Genomic DNA, 24,677 nt, shown 5'->3' with positions numbered 1-24,677 from the left:
TTTTTATTGGGAATTTTAACTGCTGGTGTATTTAATGAATTTGTGATTCATCCAAATGACGCGCACCTTCCAAAATCATACGAATCATAATCATGGTTTGCTCTGCCATTGCTTTACGCTCTTCATTCGGTAAATCAATGACTTTGGCTCCCATGTTAAATACCAGTTGAGTAATGGCTTTGGCTGCTAAGTCAGGGTGTGCCATTTTGCTGTGATTGAGACGTTCTAGGCGGATCAAGTCATCTTTCAGTTCTTGCTGGAAATAATTGAGCTGTCGATCTACTGCAAGTTTATACGAGGCAGAGCCTGTATAACCTTCACGTAATAGCAGACTTAAATTGCCTTCATCGGTATTCAACTGCTCAATAAACACTTCAACCGAACTACGAATAATGCTGCTTTGCTTGATCGCTTGTAAACGTGCTTCGTGCAGAATCTGACGTAATACGTTCCCTGAACGGTCTATCAGTTCAATGGCAAGCTCATCTATATCTTTGAAATGTCGATAAAAACTATTAGGTGCAATACCTGCTTCACGTGCAACTTCACGTAGACTTAAAGAGGCAATGCTTTTTTGCGGTCCAATCAGTTTGAGTGCTGCTTGGAATAATTCATCTTTCGTAATGGTAGCTTTACGACCGACAGAACGTACCACAACTGGTTCATGTGCCGAACTAAGGTCATGAGTCGTAGTATCGTGTTTTGTTTTGATCGAAGGCTGGTTCATATTTTTCAATAGATTAAATGCTTTTTTACATTATAGCCTTTACTGCTTGTGATGGGAAATGAATAAAAAAATACGAATATATATACAAATATATATACATGTGTATAATAATTAAAAGTCAATTGCGTGGTCTTAAAGATGTTCATGCTAAAAAAATCAAATTCTCCCCTTAATTTTTTAGTCGAAAGTGTTGTAGATCAACACTCTTTGAATTTTTGGTTGCAAAAGGTCAATCCACTTTGGTCGGTTGATCAAGCTCTAGGTAAGATTGTTCAAAAGGACAATACTACTGAAGAGATGGTAAGTTTGACGATTGAAGTCAACCGTCATTTCAAAATGGGTCAAGCGGGTCAGCATCATCCTGTCATGGTAGATGTTCAAGGTGCGCGTTATGAGCGTACCTACAGTTTGACTCAGATTGATGCCCAGCATGTATTGCTCACGGTTAAAAAAGTAGAACAAGGCAAAGTCAGTAACTGGTTGATCAACCAAGCTCAAATTGGTGATGTTCTTGAATTTGGTCAGCCTTATGGCGATATGTTGTTGCCTAAACAAAATCAACCGATGATTTTGTTGGCCGCAGGTAGTGGCATTACCCCAATGTACAGCTTATTGACTGCTTTAATGCAGTCAGAGCAATTACCTGAGCGTAAAGTGCATGTGATGTATTGGGTGAAACATTATGCAGATTTCGCATTCAAATCATATTTTGAACAGTGGGCAAAGCAATATCCGCAATTTTCTTTTCACGTGTTTTATACCCAAGAAGAAAATGCAGATGCACGCTTAAATGCGGCTCAGGTGGATGCATTGACAGACATTGATCAGTCAATCGTGTATGCCTGTGGTCCTTCAGGTTTTGTACAGCAAGCAGAGCAATTGTTTGCTCAAGCACAACTGTTCCAAAGCGAAGCCTTTAGCATGACACCTGTAGCAAATGATGATACGGGCTTTGTGAATGTGACTTTAAGCAAATCCAATAAAGTGGTTGCAATTCCACGCGGACAATCCATTTTGGTGGGATTGGAACATGCCAACGTGAAACCGACTTATGGTTGCCGTATGGGTGTTTGCCATAAATGCGTATGTAATAAAGTACAAGGCTCAACCCAAGACATGCTGAATGGTCAACAGAATAGCGAGCCAAGTAATCCATTAAAACTGTGTGTAAGTTCTGCCAAAACAGATCTTGTGATTGATTTATAAGAGAGTTCAATATTATGAATATGCCAGTAAAAGCACAATATTTTAAGAACCCAAAAAATCGTGAACTTACTCAATTTGAGTTAGATGAATTGGCGCGTGAATTAGACGCGATTAAACAAGAAGTCTTGGATGATATTGGCGAAAAAGATGCCAAATATATCCGCCGTGTTTATTCAACGGTACAGTATGCTTCAATTGCTGGCCGTGCCTGCTTATTTGCAGGTTGGTTCCCACCAGCATGGATTTTGGGCACAGGCTTATTGGGCTTTGCCAAAATCATGGAAAATATGGAATTAGGGCACAATGTCATGCACGGTCAATATGACTGGATGAATGATCCTAAATTTAGTGGTCAAAACTACGAGTGGGACATTGTTGGAACCGCTGACAACTGGCGTCAAACCCATAATTATAAACATCATACCTATACCAATATTAAAGGTATGGATGATGATATTGGTTACGGTTTGCTGCGTTTATTCCCAGAACAACGTTGGAAACCAGGCTTTTTATTACAGCCTTTGTATAGCATTCCATTTTGCTTGTTGTTCCAATGGGGCGTGGCCATTCAGAATCTTGAAATTGGTAAAGTGTGGTTTGGTCGCAAATCTAAACAAGAACTGAAAGAAGAGTGGAAACCGCTACAACGCAAAATTGGCAAGCAATTGTTCAAGGATTATGTATTCTTCCCATTGATTGCAGGTCCAGCAGCATTGCCTGTATTTACAGGGAACCTTGTGGCAAACGGGATTCGTAATATCTGGACTTTTAGTGTGATTTTCTGCGGTCACTTTACCAAAGATGTTGAAGTGTTCCCGAAAACAGTATTGCAAAATGAAAGTCGTGGTCACTGGTATATGCGTCAAATTCGTGGGTCTTCAAACTTGACGGGTTCAGAAGCATTCCATATTTTGACTGGGCATTTAAGTCATCAAATCGAACATCACTTGTACCCAGATGTACCTGCGCGTCGTTACCGTAAAATGGCACCAAAAGTACAAGCAGTGTGCGAGAAATATGGTTTGAATTACAACAATGCCAGTTTGGTGAAGCAATACGGCAGCGTGATTAAACGTATCGTGAAATATGCTTTCCCATTCAAGAAATAATTGCACATCCTTAACCACTTCCTCGGAAGTGGTTTTTTTATGCACCTAATCTGGAGTCTTTTACTGATCGTGTTTGGACTTTATAAGGATCAAAATACAATAACTTCAACAGATTCAATTTCCAAATCAGATTGAATGATTTAGCATGAGACATCACAGATTATTGTAGAGTCCAGCGATGTTAGAACGCGGTATTTATCAACATTATAAAGGTCAGTTGTATCAGGTGTTTTCTGTCGCAACGCATAGTGAAACAGAAGAAAAATTGGTGGTTTATCAATGCTTATATGGCGATTACTCTTTATGGGTACGTCCTTTGAGTATGTTTACTGAGCAAGTGACTTTAGAAGATGGGAAAACGGGTCCTCGTTTTCACTTGATACAAAAAACTGCTATATGAATAGACCACATGAAATAAAAAATGAAATTTAACGTATAGCCAATTTAAGAATGGAATGTCTCGATGAGTATGAGTCAACAATTTAAAGCAAGAATAAATGATTTATATGTTTCGTTTAAAAAGCATGATCTCACTCAAAAAGATCGATTACAGCGTTATCGCAATATTGAACCTGATTCTGCTCAATTTTTAGCGATGCAGATTCGAATTCAGAAATCCAAGAAAGTCTTAGAAATTGGAACATCGACAGGTTATTCCACCTTGTGGCTGGCAGATGCTTTACAAGTCACGCAAGGACAGCTCACCACTTTAGAAATTGATGCTGCACGAAGTCAGCAAGCACAGCAGTTTGCACAAGAATTTGGCTTGGACTCATCAATACAGTTTTGGGTGGGAGATGCCAAAAAATATTTAGCTGAATGTACCGAAAAATACGATTTGATTCTACTTGATGCGGAACGTGATGCCTATGTGGACTATTGGTCAGATTTAAAACGGTTATTGTCTAAACAGGGCGGAGTTTTAATTGTCGATAATGTCATTTCACATGCAGAAGAAGTGAAGACTTTCACACAATTGGTGAAAGAAGAGGGTAACTATTTATTATCTATCTTATCTTTAGGTGCAGGCTTATTGGTGATTACTGCTAAAGATTATGATCTTTAAGGTCATTCAAACCATTGATATGAAAAATCAGGGTTTACCCTGATTTTTTTATTGTTATTTATTGGATGGTAATGCGTGTGAAGTGCAAGTCGTATTCTAGATATTTGTGTACAAAAGCGGCTTTATCACTACAACGTAGCATGTTGGCGTAAACAAATTGGGGCACAGGGTGGTAGAGTTCTCCAGAACCATTATTATAAAAAATCTTTAAGTATCTTGAAGTCGCATTGTATTTCCAAGAAGTCACGGCAAGCATTATTCCCATACATACCTCCTTGAATTTGTGAATAAACTCAATGGACCTTTCTGTTTAATTCAAAGTAAATAAAACAAAAGGCTTAGTTCAATGTATAGCAGAAATTACAGGGACTTCAAATATATTCTGAATAAAATTACATGAAATTTAGTTGTCAAAAAACCACGCATAAGGCGTGGTTTTTTTGATTCAATCTAATTTAAAAAATTAGATTTTACCTACTAGATCGATAGACGGAGCAAGAGTTGCGTCGCCTTCTTTCCATTTAGCAGGGCACACTTCACCTGGGTGAGCGTGAACGTATTGAGCAGCTTTAACTTTACGAAGAAGTTCTTGAGCATCACGGCCAATACCACCAGCGTTGATTTCAACGATTTGGATTTTGCCTTCAGGATCAATAACGAAAGTACCACGGTCAGCAAGACCAGCAGCTTCGATTAATACTTCGAAGTTTTTAGCAAGCGTCCAAGTTGGGTCGCCAACCATTGGGTATTCAATTTTCTTAATTTCAGCAGAAGAATCGTGCCAAGCTTTGTGTGTGAAATGCGTGTCAGTAGAAACTGCATAGATTTCAACGCCTAATTTTTTGAATTCAGCGTAGTTGTCAGCAAGGTCACCAAGCTCAGTTGGGCATACAAAAGTGAAGTCTGCTGGATAGAAGAATACTACAGACCATTTGCCTTTAAGGTCAGCTTCTGTAACTTCAATGAACTGACCGTTCAAGTAAGCTTGTGCTTTAAATGGTTTAACTTCGGTATTAATTAAGCTCATCATTGTCTCCATGATTAAGGTTAGTTTTTGAATTTGGAAGTAGAATATCGAATTTTTAATTATTGCTGAAACAGTATTTTTACATCACAAGCATCGGAAAAACCGAATGAGTAATTTAAACACCATTTCACTCAATAGCATCATCGTTTATTACAAATGAATTTGATGATGAAAAAATGACAATACGTCACAATCAAATTGTCGTATTTAGATCGTTATTCAACATGCAGTCATCTGGCTTGAATTTCAAGGCTAAAATTGAAAAAAGATATTTTATATAGATGTGGTTGCCTATTTTTCTGACAAATTTAAGTTTGCAATCTCGCAATAAACTTGTGGTTCACCTCTATATTCAGGTTTTAACCTTAGATATGAAGGCATGAAATGGGGGTGAAATATAATCAAATTTCATGACCAGATTCGCTATCGCGTTGAAGAGGCTTTCTCTATGACCGCTTAAGGCGTAAAATGGTCGATTCAAATTTTTACTGGGATAACTCATCTGTGCAAAGTCATTTAAATATCGATCAATGGGTTATGGCCCGCGACCGTCATCGTTTAAATCGACTACGCCGCAGCAAAGATGGTGATCCACAGCAATATCAAGAGCTGTTTGAACAGTCTAATCTTAAAGTACGTGCGCGTTTTGCTCGTCTGCCTCAAATTAAACTGAATCAAGACCTACCTGTTACGCAGTCTGCTGAACAATTGATGGCTGCCATTCAACAGCATCAAGTCATTATTGTGGCAGGGGAAACTGGTTCAGGAAAAACCACACAGTTACCCCAAATTGCTATGCTGGCAGGGCGTGGTTTAACTGGCATGATTGGTCATACCCAGCCACGTCGTTTGGCTGCGCGTAGTGTTTCGCAGCGTATTGCAGAAGAAGTCGGTGAAAAGCTGGGTGAATCGATCGGCTTTAAGGTGCGTTTTAACGAACAAGGTTCGCAAGATTCGATTGTACGTTTGATGACCGATGGTATTTTGCTGGCAGAACTGTCCAATGACCGTTATTTAAGTAAGTACGATACGATTATTATTGATGAAGCGCATGAGCGCTCGTTGAATATTGATTTTATTATGGGGTATTTGAAGCAGTTACTGCCAAAACGTCCTGATTTAAAAGTCATTGTGACTTCTGCAACTTTAGATGTGCAGCGTTTTAGTCAATATTTTTACGGTGCGCCGATTTTTGAAGTGGAAGGCCGAAGTTTTCCTGTCGAAGTACGTTATCGTCCAATTTCCGAGTTGAGTATTGGTGGGAGTGATGATGATGAATTTGATGATTTTGAAGAAAATCTACCGCGTGCCGTGGTTCAAGCAGTAGAAGAATGTTTTCAGGATGCACAAGAAAAAGGTCATCCTGAACATGCCGATATTCTAATTTTTGCCAGTACCGAGCAAGAAATTAGAGAATTACAAGAAACTTTGCAAAAGTATGGTCCACGTCATACCGAAATTTTACCGCTTTATGCACGTTTAGCTTTGGCAGATCAACAAAAGATTTTTAATGCTACAGGTGGTGGGCGACGCATCATTATTGCGACTAACGTTGCCGAAACCGCGTTGACTGTCCCGAATATTCGTTATGTGATTGATAGCGGCTTTGCCCGTATTTCACGTTATAACTACCGTTCTCGTGTGCAGCGGTTACCGATTGAAGCGATTTCACAGGCGGCAGCCAATCAGCGTAAAGGGCGTTGTGGGCGTATCGCACCGGGTGTGTGTATTCGTTTATACAGTGAAGAAGATTTTTTAAGCCGTCCTGAATTTACTGAACCTGAAATTAAACGCACCAATTTGGCTTCTGTTATTTTGCAAATGCAAAGTCTGAATTTAGGTTCGCTCGAAGCCTTCGATTTTATTGAACCACCAGATCACAGGCTTGTGAATGATGGTCGTAAGCTCTTGGTTGAACTGGGTGCAATGACTGAAAAGAGTGCGGTGCAATCGGGTGAAACCAAGGTCGAGCAAACCAAGGACTCAGCGCGTGGAAAAAAAGGTAATCAAAGCAATGGATTGACCAAAGTCGGGCAGATGATGGCGAAAATGCCAATTGACCCACGTTTAGCCCGTATGATTTTGGGTGGGGCGCATTTTGGCGTTTTAAATGAAGTGCTGATTATTGTGGCCGCTTTGGCGGTACAAGATCCTCGTGAGCGCCCTGCGGATAAGCAAATGCAGGCAGATCAAAAACATGCTTTATTCCGTGAAGCGGACTCTGACTTCCTGTTTTATTTGAAGTTGTGGGAAGCGATTCATGATCCTGTTGAGTCAATGAGTGAGAACAAGCGTCGTACTTTTGCTCATCAGCATTTTTTGAGTTGGTTACGTTTACGTGAGTGGAAAAAAACCCATGAGCAATTACTGGATTTAGCGAAAGGTCTGAATCTTTCCTTTAATGATAAAAAAGCCAGTTATGAAAACCTGCATCGTGCTTTATTAACGGGTCTCTTATCGTTTATTGCCAATAAAACTGATGAACGTAATGTCTTTATGGCCGTCCGCCAACAGAAGGCACGCGTATTTCCTGCTTCAACTTTGCATAAGAGCAATACGCCGTGGATTATGGCGTTTGAGATGGTGGAAACCTCACAGGTTTATTTGCGCACCTTGGCTAAAATTGAACCAGAATGGATTCTTTTGGCAGCTCGGGATTTGCTGAAATATCATTATTTTGAACCGCATTGGTCGAAGAAAGCCGGTATTGTAAATGCCTATGCGCAGATTTCATTGTTTGGTTTGATTATTGAGCCAAAACGGATGATTAATTATGAAAAGGTTGATCATCTTGCAGCGCATGAAATTTTCCTGAGAGATGCTTTAACCACAGGTAATTTGGGCATACTTCCACCATTTTTAAAACATAATTTATTAAAACTGGAAGAAGTAGAACGGGTCGAAGACAAATTGCGTCGACGTGACTTAGTGGTAGATGAAGAAACCATCTACCAGTTTTATGCGGCAAAAATCCCCGTTGAAATTGCCAGTCGTCGTAGTTTTGAAGATTGGCGTGCCACCATTGAGCCAACACAGCCACGTTTCTTGTATGTAGAAGACGATGCGCTATGGCTGAATGATCGTCCAACGACACAACAGTTCCCAGATTATTTGCATAATGGTGAGTTGCGTTTAGCCGCGAGTTATCGTTTTGACCCAAGCCATGATGAAGATGGGGCTACGGTTAAAATACCTGTGCAGGCTTTAGCACAGGTCGATGAAAACATTTGGTCTTGGGGAATTCCAGGTTGGCGACAAGACTTAATTGAGGCCTTATTAAAAGCGTTGCCGAAAGATAAGCGTCGTAATTTAGTCCCGATTCCTGATACTGCAAAAAAATTAATGCAGCGGATAGATGCGGTACACTTACGCGAGCATTTATTTAGCTTCTTGGCCTTTCAACTCCGTGGCGAGCAGATTGCTGAAAAAGATTTTTCTTTTGAAAAAATTGATCAATATTTGCTGCCTTTCATTAAAGTGATTGATGAAAAAGGGCGTGTGATTGAGAAGGGGCGCAATTTAGCTGAATTAAAAGCACGTTGCCGTACTGAAACCCATAGTCCCGTCAAGCAAGCCAAAGGACAGTTCCTAACTTTCCCTGAAGATTTTGTGTTTGAAGCTTCGCATAAAGTCACAGGGGTTGTGGTCAAACAATATCAAGCACTGGTTCCTGTTAAAGTTTTTGCAAATTTAGATGCTAAAGATACTTCCGGCATTGTGATACAGACCTTTAATGATCAGAATGAAGCGATTAAGCAACATCGTGAGGGAATTATTCATCTGATGCACTTACAATTGGGGGACTTGGTTCGTCAATTGAAAAAGCAAATTTCCAAGCCGATGGCGCTGGCCTATTCACCACTAGGCGACAAGGCAAAACTGGAACAGATGTTAGTCTACGCCACGCTACAATTAGCCATTACAGAATTACCCATTAATCAGACTGAATTTCAGCAATTACTGCTGAAGGTTAAACAAAACTTTTTAACGCACGGTCAACAGGCGTTAAAAATGATGAGTGATATTTTTATTCAGTGGCAAAGTATTCGCCAGAAATTATTAATGCTGGATGCTGACGTTTTTGGCCGTAGCATGGATGATATTGAAGATCAGTTAGACTTAATGCAGTTGGCGAATTTTGTCTATAGCAAATCTGTAGATGTGTGGACTGAGTATCCACGATATTTGGCCGCGTTGCTATTGCGTTTGGACCGCTTGCCCAATAATCTACAGCGAGATGTTGCTGCCATTGGGCAAATTGATCCGTGGATGGATAAATTATTTCAATATAAAAATGACGTTCGTTTAAAAGAATTGTATTTCATGATCGAAGAGTTGCGTATTTCGTTGTTTTCTCAACCGATGAAAACCAAGATGCCTATTTCTGCGACACGGTTACAAAAACTATGGGAATGTCTTGATATTGGTTAAAATTGAACGAATTTAGAGTAGGAGTTTTACATGGGCATTCGTATTACAGGTACAGGCTTGTTCCACCCAGAACACGTCATTACCAATGAAGAGCTAGTTGAAAGCCTAAATGCTTATGTGGAACAGTATAACCTTGACCATGCTGAGCAAATTGCAGCAGGCGAGTTAGAAGAACGTCGTGGTTCTAGTGCTGAATTTATTGAAAAGGCCTCTGGTGTAAAGCGCCGTTATGTGGCTGAAAAAACGGGTGTCTTAGATCCAAACCGTTTACGCCCACGTTTAGCTGAGCGTAGCGATGATGAGCTATCCATTCAGGCTGAGTGGGGCGTGATTGCCGCAAAGCAAGCTATGCAAAATGCAGGTGTGACTGCGGAAGATATTGATGTCGTAATTTTGGCATGTTCAAACTTGCAACGTGCTTATCCGGCTGTTGCGATTGAAATTCAGACGGCATTGGGTATTCAAGGTTATGCTTATGACATGAATGTGGCATGTTCTGCAGCAACTTTTGGTTTAAAACAAGCCTATGATGCCATTAAGTCGGGTGCGCGCCGTGTGTTGTTAGTAAACGTTGAGTTAACCTCAGGTCATACCGACTACCGTTCACGCGATTGTCACTTTATTTTTGGTGATGTTGCAACGGCTTCAATCATTGAGAACACAGAGACAAAAACAGGCTTTGAAATTTTAGATACCAACTTATTTACGCAATTTTCCAACAACATTCGTAATAACTTTGGCTTCTTAAATGCTTCTGAACTCACTTCACGTGATGACAAGCAATTCCGTCAAGATGGTCGTAAAGTGTTTAAAGAAGTTTGTCCGTTAGTGGCAAAAATGATTACGGCTCAGTTGGAAAAGAACAACATCTTGCCAAGCCAAGTGAAGCGTTTTTGGTTACACCAAGCCAATGTCAACATGAATGAACTGATTTTGAAATTAGTTGTGGGTAAAGAAGCAGCTGAAGCGGATCCAAGTTTAGTTCCTATTATTCTCGATGAGTTTGCCAATACTTCTTCTGCGGGTGTCATTATTGCATTACATCGTTCTGCGCACGAAGTGAATGATGGTGAATATGGTGTACTGTGTTCGTTCGGTGCGGGTTACTCTGTAGGATCAATTTTGGTTCAAAAGCACGTCGCTTAAGCTTATAGTATCTAAGCTTGTATTTTGGGCTTGGCGTTATAGACTCGAAAACATCCTCTCATATTCAGGGCTATGGGCTTGAATGATGAGGGGATGTTTTTTTATGTTGAATTAAAATAGAAAGCAGTAATTTCTATTTTAAATGAATAACATAAGATTAAAAATTAAAACCATCAGGCCGCTTGAGTCACTTAATGGTTTTAAGTTTCATATCAAAATCAAAGTTTAAAATTTCTTTTCTACGCTGAATAATATGCTAGGAATGGCTTGACTGACTCGTGCTTGATAGAGGCTGCCATCAGATTGATAATTCAGACGTTCTTTGTAGTCGGTACTTAACAGATTACGCGCGCTTAAAGTGGTCGCCCAACCCTGTTTAAAGCGTTTAGTTGCACTGATGTCCAGATTGACTCGTTCGTTACTGGTTCGATCATAGGGCTGATTTTCTAAAGCACGGGTAAACTCTGGGGTATAGCTGAGATTGGCACTGGTCGAAATTTGCCAAGGTTGATAGTTATAAGAAAGTCCCATACTGGCGGTATAGGGTGCAACATCACTGACTAAACGATCTTGATGCGTAATATCATCTTCGACTTTGGCGCGAATGGTTGAGAGTTGACTGTTGAGCATCCACGAATGCCCTTGAGCATTTTGTTTTAATGCATAACGTCCAGAGAGTTCAACACCATAGGTTGTTGCATGATCTTGGTTTTGCGGACGTTTTACGTAACGTCCATTTTCTTGTTGAATTACCGACTCAATATAATCATCAATTTGACGGTAGAATCCTGTGATGTTTATGCCACCTGCAGCTGTATTAAAGCCTAGAGTAGATTCATATGCCGTGATTTTTTCTGGGCGTAAAAATGGATTACCGCCACGGTCAGGGTTATTTAAGCTGCCTGCATCACTGTCTGTAGAAATAGATACTGCGGGTAATAAATCGTCAGCTTTCGGACTACGAAATGCTTGACTGATATTGCTTTGCAGTGACCAATAATCATTAAAATTATAACGATGCGCAATGACTGGGCTGAGGTTTTGGTCATCATAATCGACTAAACCAGTACGATGTATCCATTCTTGACGTAAACCAATAGTCAAAGTTTGTTGATCGGTAAAACGCCAACTGCCTTCGCTATACAAGGCATAACGTTGTTCATCTAAAGTTTCAGCTGTATTGCTTTCTAAGCTGCTTGAACGTGTATCTAAGCCAAACTTAATTTGACGATTTTCATCAAATTGACGGACACCATCATATGCCAAACCCAGTTCTTCAATCTGCTGATCTATATAGAGAGAAGAAAGCGGAGAGCGGGTAAGTTCAGTTTCATTTTGTTTTTCATAAGACAGACGGACTTTGTCCGAGTTCTTATTCACCTGACGTTCAAAGCGTGTATTTAGGCGCATACTGTCATTTTTGTCTTGCTGAACTTGATCGGAACGTGAACCATCCCGTTCATGATTGCGATAAAACAGTTCCGCCACAACTTTCTTTTCATCATCAATTTCATATTCCACACGTGGACTGATCATGGATGCTTTACGTTCAGCGACATTTTTTTGTACACGAGTTTGGTTTGCTGTTTGAGTTTGGGTAATTGAGGTGGTGTCATCCCAATTTTGATTGGCAGATACGCTATATAACCAAGGACTATCACGACCATCCATTTGTAAGGTGATATTTTTACGCTCTTCTTTTGAAACGCCTGAACTGTCAAAGCCATAGCCAACTCGAGCTGTCCCACCAAGACGTGAACTCTGTAGGGGTTCTTTTAAGATAATATTAATGACGGCAGAGGCAGCGACTGAGGCTTGAGTCACGCTTGGTTGTTTGGTGATTTCAATCCGTTCAATCATGTCTGGTGTAAGAGTATCAATAATTGACATTCCACCGCGCGGACCCCCTTGTACAGGTTCGCCGTTGATCATGAAAATAGGTGCACCACCACCGCGAAAACGCATACCTGATGCACCGCCTGGACCACGCGGACCAGAAGGTGATGGCATTTGAAAACCTGCTGCACGTCTTAAGGCATCACTGACGGATTGGTCGCCAAATTGCAACATTTCTTCCCGACTGACAATGGTTTTTGCAATTGCACTAATATCATTATTTTTATTTGTAGGTGCATTGGCTTGGAGCTTTAATGTTTTTAGGGTCTGTACAGGTTCTTCAGTAACATTGGGGGTTGAATCAGCCGCCCAGCTCATTGAAGATAAGCTGAGTAGGGCAACCGTTAAGGCACTCTGTTTCCATGCAGACGATAAAGCATCCATGAACAATGTTTCCAAATGTAATTTTGCGTAAGATTAAACTAAAATTGTGTAGAAAGATTGTGGAAGTGTAGATTTCATCTCATTTTGGATAAATCCAAACAATACAGCCAATTTTTTATTATTTTTTGATGACTTAGCTTTTATCGTATGGTTGTTGATGCAGGATTTATTTTGATGTTAAACAAGGTCATGATTGAGTAGACAATATAAGAACACAGAGTTGCTTATTTTAATGGCTATGATACAACAGAGAAGTGTTGGTCATGATTTAAATTGCTATGCAAGTTACTGAACTGGTTCCTTTATTTGAAATAGAGGTGAATCGACAGGACGTTTTGGCTATTCAACAGAATGAATTGGTACCCATTTTTAATAATGCGGCATTGTTGGCTGGCTACGCTGAGCAGCTTGTTCAAGCTCAGTCCGTCTTGTTACAAGGCGTCGATCCATTGCTGACACAGCAGTTTCGACAAAGTATTGAAGAACTTATTCAAGCCTTGACGCAATCGAACAAATATTTAAAAAAACGCAGATTTAATGCATTGCAAAAATGGCTTGGCATAGACATTGAACATGGTTCGGGACAAATTGACTATTATAAAAACCTTGATGTACTTTTGGATCGTTGCCAACATTTAAGCCAAAAATTACGCTTAGAAATACAAAAGTCACAATCGAGATTTCAGCAATTACTGGGTTTGCGTTTAAGAATGGCGAATTATGTAGTTGCCGCACAAGAGTTTGTGCAAGAGTATCCTAAGATGTTGCGTACTCAGCATCCCTTAGATCAATTTTCTGAACGGTTGTCGAAGAAAATTCACAGTTTGCAAACCGTACAAGCCAGTAATGATATTGCCATGCAGCAAATACAACTTTCTCAGCAACTGTCTTTAGGCTTACTTGACCGTTTTACCGAAGCGCAACAAGTGTTAATTCCAGCTTGGCAATATCATGTCAAACAAAGTCAACAGACAGACTCGACTTCCGAGCTATTAAAGCTAGATAATAGCCGTGAAAAATTGATTAAAACTTTAAGAAAATCATTAGAGAAACCTTCGGGAAACTCTTCATAAAATTAGGTGAATTATGACCAATTCTGAGCAAAATCATTTAACTGTAATCACGACTCCAGAGATGGTGGAACAACAGTTTCAGCAATTAAATTTAAAAGAGCTAGGCTTGCAAGCCTCAGATTTGGCTGAGGTGATGACTGCAACCAAAGAATTGGAAGAGATGAGCCATCAGAGTGTTGCTGAATATGGTAAACATATTGCCACTCAAACGTCTACTTATACGGATGAATTGTTAGGTTTGGTGCAAAACAAAGATTTAGATGCAACGGGACAAAAGTTGAATCAAGTTGTACAAGTGGCACAGCAATTAAACAGCAGCAGTATTCTGAATCAGTCTAAAAGTTCGGGCTTTTTGGGCAGTATTTTGAGTAAATTCAAAGGGGCTAAACAGAGTTTTGATCAGCACTTTAATACCACCAAAGAGCAAATTGATGCTTTGGTTAAAGAAATTGAAGCGTCACAATCGGGTTTAAAAGATCGAGTTAAAACCCTCGAACATATGTTTAATTCAGTCCAAGATGAATATAAACAGTTAGGCGTTTATGTGGCTGCGGGTAAAATCAAGCAGCATGAAGTGCAACAGCAAATTGCTCAACTCACCACGCAAGAACAAGATCAAACCCTTACTCAGAAAATTTACGATCTGAATCATTTATCGAATAATCTGGAGAAACGAGTCAGTGATTTGCAGGTGTTGCAGCAATCTGCAATGCAGACTTTACCCATGATTCGGATTATCCAGTCCAATAATTTAATGTTGGTGGATAAGTTTTATGCCATCAAAAACATTACATTACCCGCATGGAAAAACCAAATTAGTTTGGCCATTTCCTTGCAAGAGCAAAAAAATAGTGTGCAGCTGGCAAACACGATTGATGATGCGACCAATGATTTATTGCGCCGTAATGCCGATTTACTCCATCAAAATTCCGTCGATACAGCGCGCGCTAATCAACGATCTGTCATTGATATCGACACCCTTGAACATGTCCAAAATACCTTAATTCAAACGGTGAATGATGTGCTTCAGGTGCAAAAAGAAGGGATGCAGAAGCGTGAAGAGGCAGCGCAGCGCTTACGTAATTTACAAAGTAATTTGAGTCAGTTGGTATTAGAGTCAAATCAACGCTAAATTCTTATTGCAGTATTTTACAGGAGGTCACTTGTCCAAATTAGAAGATGAGTATGCAGTCAATACCGCCAATATTCAGCAAGGTGTGCAGACTTTAAAGCGTCGGCAAACCTATCTGATGGGGTGGTGTCTATTCACATCTAGTTTGGCACTTGTGGCCTTAATCAGTTATTTTTTACAACAGGATATTCTGTATAGTTGGTTTGGCATTAGTCCTGAAGTCAAACAACTGCATATTCCTGTTTCGGCTGATGCTGAGTTGACACAATTTGGGCAAGCACCAGACTACTTTTTTAATCTATTGTCTTGGTTTGGCTGGTTGTTGTTAAAAATGACCAGTGCTTTTATTGGCGCATTTTTTGTGATTCACTTTCTCAAAAAAATCCGCTTCTTTGCCATACGCTTTCAATCTTTTGTACTGAAGTTTGTCGGTTGGATAATCGCATTTGTGTGTATTTGGTCAGTGCTGACGTATGTTCAGTATGATTGGAAAGATGAAGCAGATGATCCTTATGCAACTGCAATTGAATATAAAACCAGCTTACATGAGAGTGAATTGGCGCAAGAGTTAAATCAAACCCAGTTTGCTGCACCTGTAAAAGCGTATATTTTGGCACAAATTGCTTTATTGCATGCGCCTGCCGATGAAAATGCGGCCATTCCTTATGTGTTGACTTTGGTTGAAGCCGAGCAAAGCGATCCTGATTTCATACAATATGGTTTTAGTGCTTCACAATTATGGTCGATGCAGCAGCAACTTTATGGTAAGGCGATAACGCCCTTAGCAAAATCTATTTCTCCAAAAATTGAACAGGCTCAAAAGTGGGGAAGTATTTTACAAGTTATTATTATTTCAACATTTATTGTAAGTGTTATTTTAAGCTTCATTCTTTATTTATTATCACGGTACTTTTCTGCAAGAACACGTAGAATTGAGCAAAATTTAAAAAATATTAGGTAAGTAATTCATGTTATGTAAGATTTTAAGCATTAATCTAATAATTCGATTGTATTTATAAATACAAACTGTTTTACCAATTTTATGTTTTTTACTATGATGTCTTCATCAACTTAATTATCTCTCCACTGGAGCCGTTAGCAATGTTAGATCAAAATACTTCTGCGCAATTAAAAACACTTTTAGAACGTCTTGAAAGCCCAATTGAAATTATCGCGTCTTTAGATGCTTCAGAAAAATCTGAAAAAATTAAAGAGTTGGTGACTGAAATTGCAGTGTTATCAGACCAAGTGACCGCACGCTTTGATGGTGAACATTCACGTCGTCCAAGCTTTGCAATTGCCAAAGCAGGAGAGCAACCCCGTGTACACTTCGCGGGTTTGCCAATGGGACATGAGTTTACTTCATTAATTCTTGCATTGTTACAAGTATCAGGTTACGCACCAAAAGTTTCTGAAGAGGTGTTAAATCAGGTTAAAGGTTTAAATATTCAATCGAACTTTGATGTGTTTGTATCTTTAAGCTGCCACAACTGTCCAGATGTCGTGCAAGCTTTGAACCTGATTGCCATCTATAATCCAGGTTCAACGGCTACCATGATTGATGGTGCATTCTTCCAAGATGAAGTTGAACAACGCAAAATCATGGCTGTACCAATGGTGTTCCAAGATGAACTACATATTGGTCAAGGTCGTATGACGTTGGAAGAAATCATTGCCAAATTAGACACCAACTCTGCTGAAAAAGAAGCGGCAAAACTAAATGCCAAAGATGTCTTTGATGTGTTGGTAATCGGTGGTGGACCTGCGGGTGGTACAGCGGCAATTTATGCGGCACGTAAAGGCATTAAAACAGGGATTGTGGCTGAACGCTTTGGTGGTCAGGTCATGGATACCATGGATATTGAAAACTTTACTACTGTACAGAAAACGGTTGGTCCGAAATTCGCACAGGATATGGAAGCACACGTTCGTGAATACGGTGTAGACATCATGAATTTGCAACGTGTGAATAAAATTACTGGTGCAGATCAAACAGCGAATGGTTTGGTGGCTGTTGAACTTGAAAATGGGGCAAAACTGGAATCGAAAACAGTGATTCTTTCAACAGGTGCGCGTTGGAGAGAAATGAATGTACCCGGCGAAGCAGAATATCGTACTCGTGGTGTTGCATACTGCCCGCACTGTGATGGTCCATTGTTCAAAGGTAAACGTGTTGCCGTGATTGGTGGTGGTAACTCTGGTGTAGAAGCAGCAATTGACTTGGCTGGTATTGTTGAGCATGTGACTTTGGTGGAGTTTGATACTAAACTGCGTGCCGATCAGGTGTTACAAGACAAGTTAAACAGCTTGCCAAATGCGACGGTAATCATGAATGCATTATCTACGGAAGTCGTGGGTGACGGTTCACAAGTAACCGGCTTGAAATATAAAGACCGTACAACTGATGTTGAGCACATTGTTGAGTTATCTGGGATTTTCGTACAAATTGGTTTATTACCAAACACGGATTTCTTAAAAGAGAGTGCAGTTGAACTCACTCCACGTGGTGAAATTGTGATTAACCAACGCAATGAAACCAATGTGAAAGGGGTATTTGCTGCGGGTGACTGTACCACTGTACCGTATAAGCAAATTATTATTGCAACGGGTGAAGGTGCAAAAGCGTCTCTATCTGCTTTTGATTACATGATCCGTTCTGGTCAATAATAAAAAAGAGCCAACATACACTGAGTTATGTTGGCTTGCTATCAAACTTTTTACTTTTTATAGGAACTGAGGACGCTAACACCGATGTTCCTTTTTTTATTGTTTATTATTTTTCCCCAATAACTTGGTCAAAATAGTTTTATTTTTAAATAATCTTCAGCGCTTTAAATTTCTCCTCCAATGCTGCTTTGCTTTCAATATGTTCAGGATGAACTTCAATACAATCGATCGGGCAGACGGCCATACAGGTTTGATGTTCATAAAAACCCACACATTCAGTACAACGTGCTACATCAATCTCATAAACTTTTTGCCCCTCAAAAATCGCATCATTGGGACATTCTGGTAAGCACATATCGCAATTGATACAAGCATCCGTAATTCTCAAAGCCATGACTTAACCTGCCACATAGGCCAGCGAAGATGCTGAAATATCAATTTCAGAATCAGGCAGGTTACGAATCAGCAGGGCATATCGCATATCGACATCGGCAGGGATTGGAATATCGACAATGTGACCTGAGCCTTTGGCATCTGGAATAGAATTTCCTTTTTTATCCAAAATCTCGGTCAATACAAATTGAATATTGCCTTGTGGGGTCATGAGTTCTAATGAGTCACCCACCACAAAGCGGTTTTTCACATCAATTTTAATGTAGTCCCCGTGACGTTCTAACACTTCACCACAGAACTGTTGATGGTCAAAACGTGAAGAGCCTGTTTCATAATTTTGGTATTCGCTATGCACATGGCGACGTAAAAAACCTTCGGTATAACCACGGTTTGCCAAGCCTTCTAGTTGTAACATCAATGAAGGATCGAAGGGTTTACCTGCCAGAGCATCATCAATAGCTTTGCGATAAATTTGTGCAGTACGTGCGCAGTAGAAATAAGATTTGGTGCGACCTTCAATTTTGAGGGAATGAATCCCCATTTGGGTCAAACGCTCAACATGTTGTACTGCGCGCAAGTCTTTAGAGTTCATGAAATATGTGCCGTGTTCATCTTCTTCTGCGGCAAACATCTCTTCTTCATTACGTTGTAACAGTGCCGGTTCTGCACATTGATTTTGTGCAATAGCATGTTGTTCATCTGCATCACTACTGCAACACTGGTTTTCTTGTACTTGATGTACAGGAATCACATCACCTGTTTCATCTTCTTGGGCTGGGTGCAGTTTGTAATCCCAACGGCAGGCATTGGTACAAGCGCCTTGGTTGGCGTCACGTTTATTCATATAGCCTGAAAGGAGGCAACGTCCAGAATAGGCCATGCACAATGCGCCATGTACAAACACTTCAATTTCCATGTCTGGAACATGATTTTTAATTTCTTCAATTTCTTCTAGGGACAATTCACGTGACAAAATCACACGAGTCAGCCCCATATCTTTCCAGAATTTCACGGTTGCCCAGTTCACGGCATTTGCTTGTACCGAAAGATGCACAGGCATGTCTGGAAATTGCTCGCGTACCATCATAATTAAGCCAGGATCCGACATAATTAATGCATCAGGCTGCATGGCAATCACAGGTGCTAAATCACGAATGAAGTTTTTGAGCTTGCTGTTGTGCGGTTGAATATTCACCACGACATAGAATTTTTTGTTTAAAGCATGTGCTTCCTGAATCCCAATCGCGAGATTGTCATGATCAAACTCATTATTACGAACACGTAAGCTATAGCGCGGTTGTCCCGCATAGACTGCATCGGCACCATATGCAAATGCGTAACGCATGTTTTTTAAAGATCCAGCAGGAGAGAGAAGTTCGGTAGCGTGGTGAATGCTCATGACAAAATAAAGGCATACAAATAATATGTCTTTATTGTATGGATATAAAAAAAGGATTCAACCCAGTAAATTGGTCGGTTTTATTCTGATAAACCTAAATTTTTCAAAATTTGACAGTGATCAATGGTGGTATTACTGGAACAGGATTGACGTAGTTCCTGTAACTGGCTTTGAAATGAGATCAATTCGGCAATGTTTTTTTCCACTTGTAAAATATGCTGTTCGATCATTTGATCGACAACTTGGCAACCTTGTTGTGGTTGTTTAATCAGATCAATCAATTGTTGAATTTCGGCAAGTGACATGTCCAAGCCTCGGCACTGTTTGATAAATTGCAGTCGTTTTAAGGTTGCTTCATCATAATATTTATAATTATTTTCGGCACGGTAGCTAGGAATAATCAGCTGCTTTTTTTCATAAAAGCGTACTGTATCAACAGGTAATTGCGTTTTTTTTGCGAGTTGGTGAATTAAATAATGCTGCATGGCTTGACCTTAGAGCGAGTCCATAGTTTTAAATAAGCATAATATAGATCAAGGAGTATGGAAATGGCTTGTAGCTGTAGTCATGAACCCGCACCAGTCAAACCCAATAGTAAATTTAGAACAGCTTTATGGATTGCACTGATTATTAACCTGATGATGTTTTTTGTTGAACTGATCGGTGGGGCGTATGCGCATTCTTCAGCACTTTGGGCAGATTCACTCGATTTTTTTGGTGATGCAGTCAATTACGCCATTTCACTGGCGGTGTTGGGTGCAAGTTTATATTGGCGTGCCACGGTTGCGTTGCTGAAAGGTTTGACGATGGCGAGTTTTGGCCTAATCGTCATCACAAAAACAGCTTATAGCTATGTTCAAGGTATTCCACCCGAAGCGATTACGATGGGGATGATTGGCATTTTAGCTTTAATTGCTAACGTGATTTCCGCTTTTATTTTATATGCTTTTCGTGATGGTGATGCCAATATGCAATCGGTTTGGTTGTGTAGCCGTAATGATGCCATTGGCAATATTGCCGTGATTATTGCTGCCATTGGGGTGTTCGGCACAGGCAGCTTAATTCCCGATTTAATTGTGGCTTTAATTATGTCAATTCTTGGTTTAACAGGCGGTTATCGTGTTATTAAACAGGCATTAGCAGAGCGTAATAGCAGTAAAACTGTGAGTAACTTAGAAGAGTGTTAATGAGGAAAGAGAGCGCTATGCTCTCTTTTTATTTCACTGAATGACTTGTGGTGGCAGATAAATAGTGAATTCATTGATCGGTTCAATCAGAGCACTATACGGATTCAGTTGATCTTCAAACGAAACCAAATTCAGTCGATCAAGCAAGTCAAATTTTGCATGAAGTAATTGGGCTGGTTTTAACTGTAGACGATCGTGCCAAACGCGATAAGTCCCCAATAGACCATCACGACGATGATAAAAACCTGCAAGGGGATGAGTGAGATAAACCAAATGACTTTCTAAGTTTGGGAAGCCCGCATAATTCCAAGGGTCATCTTTGGATTGTGTGAGTTGTAATTCAGCATTTGCCCATGCCGACTGGGTTTGCATCTTATAGTGACTGTAGTTGCCATGTTCATCCTGATGACAATCAAAATTGAACACAGCCGAATGCCAAGGAAGTTGCCATAAATGGCGAGGAACAATCAGTGTCCATGAATCTAAGGTGGTTCCTAAAAACCAAACGCAGCGTTCTTGTGTGTGCTGATCGATGACATAGACACGGTAATTGGTTTGCCCCATGCTAAAATTGGGAAAAGGAAAAACAGCAGAACTAAAATCTACATCGATAAATGGTACAACCGACATGAGTGCTTGCTTTTTACCCTGATATTCGATGGTATCGAGCTTAAATCGAGGCGGGATGATGTCGTTAAACCGTGCTGGATCAATGGCGTAGCTAATGATTGCAAAATGTTGTAATTTACATTGCACATCAATGCCAGTTGGTTGCGGGCGTGGATGTAAAAAATCTTCAAATTTTAATTGTGGAAAAGCCATTGAATTTTTTAGAAAGTTTATTGTAATTGTGGTTATTCTAAGTAAAGTTGCTCATGCCGTAAAGCCATCGACCAAATATATATCGATGTGAACATGACATGATAAAATTATGTACTGAGTAGATGCATTTTGTTCCAGAACTTTGCCCAAAGATCTAGATATTCCTGTACTACAGTTTGATATTCGTTGCTTTGACTGCCTTGGTAACTTTGGGTGAAGAGTGACCAAATGTCATCTTCATGATTGTCATCATTGGCTAATCTATCGGTATGATCAACAATACCGTGGCAATCATAATAACCTTCGGTTAAGCGCGAATCATATTTCTCTAAATTGATCCGTAATGCTTCGCTATATTTAATCACTTGTAATTCGGCACAGGCTAAAATTAATAACAAGTGCTCGTATGAGTCTAAATGTGATTGAATAAACTGATCAAGTTCGTATGCTTCATTACATACGTCTTGTTCATTAAATGGATCAACCTCTAAAGCTTGAAGTAATTCCATGAAATAAACCAAATGCGATTTACTTGGAGAACTAAGTGGTAATTGATAGGTGTTAAAACCTAACTCATCAATCAGGTTCAATGACAATAAGTAACGAGCATAGGCTTTCGCATGAACACGTTGCTGCCTATGAATGTTAGGGTGTTGTTCTAGTTGATATGCTTGGTAGATGAGCATGCTTAATGCATCGGTAAAGACTTTGACAATTGCGGCGAAATAATTGATATGAATTAACTTGAGCTGTTCTAGTGAAAGTGCTTGATTGTGTAAGCGTTCTAGAATTTTTTGTTGAAATAATGGATGTTGAAGACTGTACTGTTTGAGTGTGTTCACTTGCTCGATATGCCGATGCCACAGAGATGGTTCCACCGAATGCTGAATAAAATTTAAAGCTTCCAATCGGGCATGTTCTGATTGTGTAAAAGCAAGTGTACTCATGTTCGAGATGTCAGATTTTGAATGATTTAATCATATTAAAAAAAAGTTAAATATGCTATAAGGATTTATAAGGCACGCTTAACTTTTATTGATTTATTATTATAGAATAGACACATACGAAGCTTTACGTATGAAATCAGCCATCACATTTAAATAATGATATAATATTGCTCATCAGTTTCATTTTTTAGAAAAGATGCCCCTTTTTTATTCCATTTTGACCCACTTCTGCTTAAAGATAAGTTTGGTAGGTAAATAGCATGTCCAAAAAAGACGACATTATTAGTACTGCGCTTCATCTTTTCAATTCTTATAGCTATAACTCGATTGGAATTGATCGAATTATTAGTGAATCGGGTGTCGCTAAAATGACATTCTATAAATATTTTCCTTCTAAAGCGAAACTCATTGAAGAGTGCTTACACCGTAGAAATATGAACTTACAAGAATCTTTAGATGCAGCAATTGCTCAGTGTCCGGCTGAAGAATATTTAGACCATATTAAAACCATTTTTTACTGGTACCACGCTTGGTTTCAGATGGAAGATTTTAATGGGTGTATGTTTCAAAAAGCGGTTGAGGAGGTTTCCAAGGTTTATCCTTCAACCATGCAACCTGCGATGGAATACAAAGAGTGGTTGACTGAACGAATTCGTTTTGCGCTAGAAAAACTTGGGATCAATCAGTCTTTTCAACTTGCTAGCCTATTGGCAAGTATTTTGGATGGTATGACCATACAAGCTCAAATGGACAAGAACTCAGTTAAAATTGATGAGTATTGGAAACGCGTCTATAAGCTGATTCAGCTTGAGCTTATGGACGTCTAAATAGACTTCCATTTGCTGGAGAAGTGAAGTAATTAGAGTAGGCATCCAAATAAAAAAGCGTGAATACCATAATGGTATTCACGCCTCGCTGATAGTTCCCTGATATTAATATTTTAGCCGGCCCCGAGCAGAAGCTACCTAAAATATTAATGTTTTAGAGGAGCTTAGAATCTCCTTTCTTATATCGTTTATTATAATTATTATAAAGTACCCTCTGGATTGATTATAAATTACATCAGCTTAACAAAGTCGCACATAGAGCTAGACAGACCTGTCTGTTCTTGATTTGAATTATAGGTGCTTTTGTTGATTTCGACAACACTTTTTAGTCGATTTATTGGAGTTTATGACGAAATTTTGCGCTTTGGGTTAAAAATCGTACATTTTTGGTAAAAATTAACTTATTGAAAAATAAAAAAAACCGAGGGATTTCCTCGGTTTTAACTTAAAAAGAGGATTACTTCTCAACAAATGCGCGTTCAATCACATAATCGCCAAGAACACCCATACGTGGTGATTCTTTAAGACCGTGTTGATCTAAAAGTGCAGCGACATCATCAAGGAATGCTGGGCTACCGCAAAGCATTGCACGGTCAGTTTCTGGATTGAAACGTGGTAAGCCAATCTTTTCAAAAATTTCGCCAGTTTCAATGACTGTGGTAACACGGCCTTGGTTTGGATATTCTTCGCGGGTTACAGTTGGGTAGTACACTAACTTGTCTTTAATACCAAGTTCTTCGAAAAATTCGTTGTTTGGTAACTCATTCAAAATCAAGTCTTGGTAAGCCAATTCAGAAATGAAGCGTGTACCGTGTACAACAATGACTTTTTCAAAGCGTTCGTACGTTTCAGGATCACGAATAGTCGACAAGAATGGCGCAAGACCTGTACCTGAAGAAAGAAGATATAAATTCTTACCTGGGTTTAAGTCATCAAGAACCAATGTACCCGTTGGTTTTTTAGAAACTAAAAGTTCATCACCAACTTTGACTTGTTGTAAAATAGAAGTTAAAGGACCGTCTGGTACTTTAATTGAGAAAAACTCAAGTTCTTCTTCATAATTTGCACTTGCAATAGAGTAAGCACGCATAAGTGGCTTACCATTGACTTCAAGACCAATCATCACAAATTGACCATTTTTAAAACGTAATGCGGTGTCACGTGTCGTCTTAAAACTGAAGAGCGTGTCATTCCAGTGGTGTACGTGAGTAATCTTTTCGACGTTAAAAGCAGCCATG

Annotated in this window: 22 protein-coding genes; 12 read left to right on the top strand and 10 right to left on the bottom strand. The window is 39.6% G+C overall.

The features are described 5' to 3' along the window. Positions 1 to 31: 31 nt before the first annotated feature. On the bottom strand, positions 32 to 727 hold the full coding sequence (gene fabR / locus E0H94_RS07135) for an HTH-type transcriptional repressor FabR (RefSeq protein WP_131325762.1): 696 nt from the start codon (positions 725 to 727) through the stop codon (positions 32 to 34). Between the two features lie 138 nt (positions 728 to 865). Between fabR and E0H94_RS07130 the strand changes: the two genes are divergently transcribed. From E0H94_RS07130 to E0H94_RS07115, 4 genes are all read left to right on the top strand, one after another. Further along, positions 866 to 1,933, top strand: coding sequence for a ferredoxin reductase (locus tag E0H94_RS07130; protein WP_131325761.1), 1,068 nt, complete (start codon positions 866 to 868; stop codon positions 1,931 to 1,933). A gap of 14 nt (positions 1,934 to 1,947) precedes the next feature. Further along, positions 1,948 to 3,042, top strand: a complete 1,095-nt coding sequence (locus E0H94_RS07125) for a fatty acid desaturase family protein (protein ID WP_116761701.1) — start codon at positions 1,948 to 1,950, stop codon at positions 3,040 to 3,042. 178 nt (positions 3,043 to 3,220) lie between these two features. After that, positions 3,221 to 3,442 (top strand): DUF1653 domain-containing protein, encoded by a 222-nt coding sequence (locus E0H94_RS07120; RefSeq protein WP_131325760.1) that lies wholly within the window; start codon positions 3,221 to 3,223, stop codon positions 3,440 to 3,442. A 63-nt stretch (positions 3,443 to 3,505) separates the two neighbouring features. Further along, positions 3,506 to 4,108: an O-methyltransferase gene (locus E0H94_RS07115; RefSeq protein ID WP_131325759.1), complete on the top strand. Its 603-nt coding sequence runs from the start codon at positions 3,506 to 3,508 to the stop codon at positions 4,106 to 4,108. Positions 4,109 to 4,166: 58 nt separating this feature from the next. Here E0H94_RS07115 and E0H94_RS07110 read toward each other — a convergent pair whose 3' ends face one another. After that, positions 4,167 to 4,373: a KTSC domain-containing protein gene (locus E0H94_RS07110; RefSeq protein ID WP_016167443.1), complete on the bottom strand. Its 207-nt coding sequence runs from the start codon at positions 4,371 to 4,373 to the stop codon at positions 4,167 to 4,169. A 198-nt stretch (positions 4,374 to 4,571) separates the two neighbouring features. Beyond that, a complete protein-coding gene (ahpC, locus tag E0H94_RS07105; RefSeq protein WP_116761693.1) occupies positions 4,572 to 5,135 on the bottom strand; it encodes an alkyl hydroperoxide reductase subunit C in 564 nt (187 codons plus the stop codon). A 504-nt stretch (positions 5,136 to 5,639) separates the two neighbouring features. Here ahpC and hrpA point away from each other — a divergent pair. Beyond that, the gene (hrpA, locus tag E0H94_RS07100; protein WP_131325851.1) at positions 5,640 to 9,566 is read left to right on the top strand and encodes an ATP-dependent RNA helicase HrpA; all 3,927 of its coding nucleotides are present in this window, start codon (positions 5,640 to 5,642) and stop codon (positions 9,564 to 9,566) included. 30 nt (positions 9,567 to 9,596) lie between these two features. Next, a complete protein-coding gene (locus E0H94_RS07095; protein WP_131325758.1) occupies positions 9,597 to 10,712 on the top strand; it encodes a beta-ketoacyl-ACP synthase III in 1,116 nt (371 codons plus the stop codon). 225 nt (positions 10,713 to 10,937) lie between these two features. On the opposite strand, the gene E0H94_RS07090 is transcribed toward E0H94_RS07095, so the two are convergent. Further along, positions 10,938 to 12,992, bottom strand: a complete 2,055-nt coding sequence (locus E0H94_RS07090) for a TonB-dependent receptor plug domain-containing protein (RefSeq protein WP_131325757.1) — start codon at positions 12,990 to 12,992, stop codon at positions 10,938 to 10,940. 278 nt (positions 12,993 to 13,270) lie between these two features. Between E0H94_RS07090 and E0H94_RS07085 the strand changes: the two genes are divergently transcribed. The 4 genes from E0H94_RS07085 (at position 13,271) to ahpF (ending at position 17,864) form a co-directional block, all read left to right on the top strand. Further along, entirely contained in the window at positions 13,271 to 14,065 is a 795-nt protein-coding gene (locus tag E0H94_RS07085; RefSeq protein ID WP_131325756.1) for a tellurium resistance protein, read from the top strand. 13 nt (positions 14,066 to 14,078) lie between these two features. Next, complete coding sequence (locus tag E0H94_RS07080) at positions 14,079 to 15,197, top strand: toxic anion resistance protein (protein ID WP_131325755.1); 1,119 nt, start codon at positions 14,079 to 14,081, stop codon at positions 15,195 to 15,197. 31 nt (positions 15,198 to 15,228) lie between these two features. Beyond that, the gene (locus tag E0H94_RS07075) at positions 15,229 to 16,158 is read left to right on the top strand and encodes a hypothetical protein (protein WP_131325754.1); all 930 of its coding nucleotides are present in this window, start codon (positions 15,229 to 15,231) and stop codon (positions 16,156 to 16,158) included. Positions 16,159 to 16,298: 140 nt separating this feature from the next. Then, a complete protein-coding gene (gene ahpF, locus E0H94_RS07070; RefSeq protein WP_131325753.1) occupies positions 16,299 to 17,864 on the top strand; it encodes an alkyl hydroperoxide reductase subunit F in 1,566 nt (521 codons plus the stop codon). 145 nt (positions 17,865 to 18,009) lie between these two features. Here the strand turns inward: ahpF and E0H94_RS07065 are convergent, their stop codons facing one another. From E0H94_RS07065 to E0H94_RS07055, 3 genes are all read right to left on the bottom strand, one after another. Then, complete coding sequence (locus tag E0H94_RS07065; RefSeq protein ID WP_131325752.1) at positions 18,010 to 18,258, bottom strand: YfhL family 4Fe-4S dicluster ferredoxin; 249 nt, start codon at positions 18,256 to 18,258, stop codon at positions 18,010 to 18,012. A 3-nt stretch (positions 18,259 to 18,261) separates the two neighbouring features. Further along, on the bottom strand, positions 18,262 to 19,656 hold the full coding sequence (yegQ, locus tag E0H94_RS07060; protein WP_131325751.1) for a tRNA 5-hydroxyuridine modification protein YegQ: 1,395 nt from the start codon (positions 19,654 to 19,656) through the stop codon (positions 18,262 to 18,264). A gap of 80 nt (positions 19,657 to 19,736) precedes the next feature. Then, a complete protein-coding gene (locus E0H94_RS07055; RefSeq protein ID WP_131325750.1) occupies positions 19,737 to 20,141 on the bottom strand; it encodes a MerR family transcriptional regulator in 405 nt (134 codons plus the stop codon). 63 nt (positions 20,142 to 20,204) lie between these two features. On the opposite strand from E0H94_RS07055, the gene E0H94_RS07050 reads away from it, so the two are divergent. Continuing rightward, on the top strand, positions 20,205 to 20,843 hold the full coding sequence (locus tag E0H94_RS07050) for a cation transporter (protein ID WP_131325749.1): 639 nt from the start codon (positions 20,205 to 20,207) through the stop codon (positions 20,841 to 20,843). A 33-nt stretch (positions 20,844 to 20,876) separates the two neighbouring features. On the opposite strand, the gene E0H94_RS07045 is transcribed toward E0H94_RS07050, so the two are convergent. Together E0H94_RS07045 and E0H94_RS07040 are read right to left on the bottom strand one after the other, a co-directional pair. Continuing rightward, a complete protein-coding gene (locus tag E0H94_RS07045) occupies positions 20,877 to 21,665 on the bottom strand; it encodes a DUF2071 domain-containing protein (RefSeq protein ID WP_131325748.1) in 789 nt (262 codons plus the stop codon). A gap of 107 nt (positions 21,666 to 21,772) precedes the next feature. Beyond that, positions 21,773 to 22,612: a hypothetical protein gene (locus tag E0H94_RS07040; protein WP_131325747.1), complete on the bottom strand. Its 840-nt coding sequence runs from the start codon at positions 22,610 to 22,612 to the stop codon at positions 21,773 to 21,775. A gap of 260 nt (positions 22,613 to 22,872) precedes the next feature. Between E0H94_RS07040 and E0H94_RS07035 the strand changes: the two genes are divergently transcribed. After that, positions 22,873 to 23,439: a TetR/AcrR family transcriptional regulator gene (locus E0H94_RS07035; RefSeq protein WP_131325746.1), complete on the top strand. Its 567-nt coding sequence runs from the start codon at positions 22,873 to 22,875 to the stop codon at positions 23,437 to 23,439. A 457-nt stretch (positions 23,440 to 23,896) separates the two neighbouring features. Here the strand turns inward: E0H94_RS07035 and E0H94_RS07030 are convergent, their stop codons facing one another. Continuing rightward, positions 23,897 to 24,676 (bottom strand): ferredoxin--NADP reductase, encoded by a 780-nt coding sequence (locus E0H94_RS07030; protein WP_116761667.1) that lies wholly within the window; start codon positions 24,674 to 24,676, stop codon positions 23,897 to 23,899. Position 24,677: the final 1 nt, after the last annotated feature.

The organism is Acinetobacter sp. ANC 4173 (genome assembly GCF_004331255.1).
GTDB lineage: Bacteria > Pseudomonadota > Gammaproteobacteria > Pseudomonadales > Moraxellaceae > Acinetobacter.
Note: the sequence above shows the minus strand (reverse complement) of the source record. Positions and strands in the feature narration are given on the sequence as shown.

Excerpts from the sequence above, each read along its gene's own strand:
- E0H94_RS07035 (WP_131325746.1), top strand. The coding sequence starts at position 22,873 with ATGTCCAAAAAAGACGACATTATTAGTACTGCGCTTCATCTTTTCAAT.
- E0H94_RS07120 (WP_131325760.1), top strand. The coding sequence starts at position 3,221 with ATGTTAGAACGCGGTATTTATCAACATTATAAAGGTCAGTTGTATCAG.
- E0H94_RS07115 (WP_131325759.1), top strand. The coding sequence starts at position 3,506 with ATGAGTATGAGTCAACAATTTAAAGCAAGAATAAATGATTTATATGTT.
- E0H94_RS07055 (WP_131325750.1), bottom strand. The coding sequence starts at position 20,141 with ATGCAGCATTATTTAATTCACCAACTCGCAAAAAAAACGCAATTACCT.
- E0H94_RS07045 (WP_131325748.1), bottom strand. The coding sequence starts at position 21,665 with ATGGCTTTTCCACAATTAAAATTTGAAGATTTTTTACATCCACGCCCG.
- E0H94_RS07030 (WP_116761667.1), bottom strand. The coding sequence starts at position 24,676 with ATGGCTGCTTTTAACGTCGAAAAGATTACTCACGTACACCACTGGAAT.
- ahpF (WP_131325753.1), top strand. The coding sequence starts at position 16,299 with ATGTTAGATCAAAATACTTCTGCGCAATTAAAAACACTTTTAGAACGT.
- fabR (WP_131325762.1), bottom strand. The coding sequence starts at position 727 with ATGAACCAGCCTTCGATCAAAACAAAACACGATACTACGACTCATGAC.
- E0H94_RS07110 (WP_016167443.1), bottom strand. The coding sequence starts at position 4,373 with ATGGGAATAATGCTTGCCGTGACTTCTTGGAAATACAATGCGACTTCA.
- E0H94_RS07085 (WP_131325756.1), top strand. The coding sequence starts at position 13,271 with ATGCAAGTTACTGAACTGGTTCCTTTATTTGAAATAGAGGTGAATCGA.
- E0H94_RS07095 (WP_131325758.1), top strand. The coding sequence starts at position 9,597 with ATGGGCATTCGTATTACAGGTACAGGCTTGTTCCACCCAGAACACGTC.
- E0H94_RS07065 (WP_131325752.1), bottom strand. The coding sequence starts at position 18,258 with ATGGCTTTGAGAATTACGGATGCTTGTATCAATTGCGATATGTGCTTA.
- E0H94_RS07050 (WP_131325749.1), top strand. The coding sequence starts at position 20,205 with ATGGCTTGTAGCTGTAGTCATGAACCCGCACCAGTCAAACCCAATAGT.
- E0H94_RS07130 (WP_131325761.1), top strand. The coding sequence starts at position 866 with ATGTTCATGCTAAAAAAATCAAATTCTCCCCTTAATTTTTTAGTCGAA.
- E0H94_RS07125 (WP_116761701.1), top strand. The coding sequence starts at position 1,948 with ATGAATATGCCAGTAAAAGCACAATATTTTAAGAACCCAAAAAATCGT.
- yegQ (WP_131325751.1), bottom strand. The coding sequence starts at position 19,656 with ATGAGCATTCACCACGCTACCGAACTTCTCTCTCCTGCTGGATCTTTA.
- E0H94_RS07040 (WP_131325747.1), bottom strand. The coding sequence starts at position 22,612 with ATGAGTACACTTGCTTTTACACAATCAGAACATGCCCGATTGGAAGCT.
- E0H94_RS07080 (WP_131325755.1), top strand. The coding sequence starts at position 14,079 with ATGACCAATTCTGAGCAAAATCATTTAACTGTAATCACGACTCCAGAG.
- E0H94_RS07090 (WP_131325757.1), bottom strand. The coding sequence starts at position 12,992 with ATGGATGCTTTATCGTCTGCATGGAAACAGAGTGCCTTAACGGTTGCC.
- ahpC (WP_116761693.1), bottom strand. The coding sequence starts at position 5,135 with ATGAGCTTAATTAATACCGAAGTTAAACCATTTAAAGCACAAGCTTAC.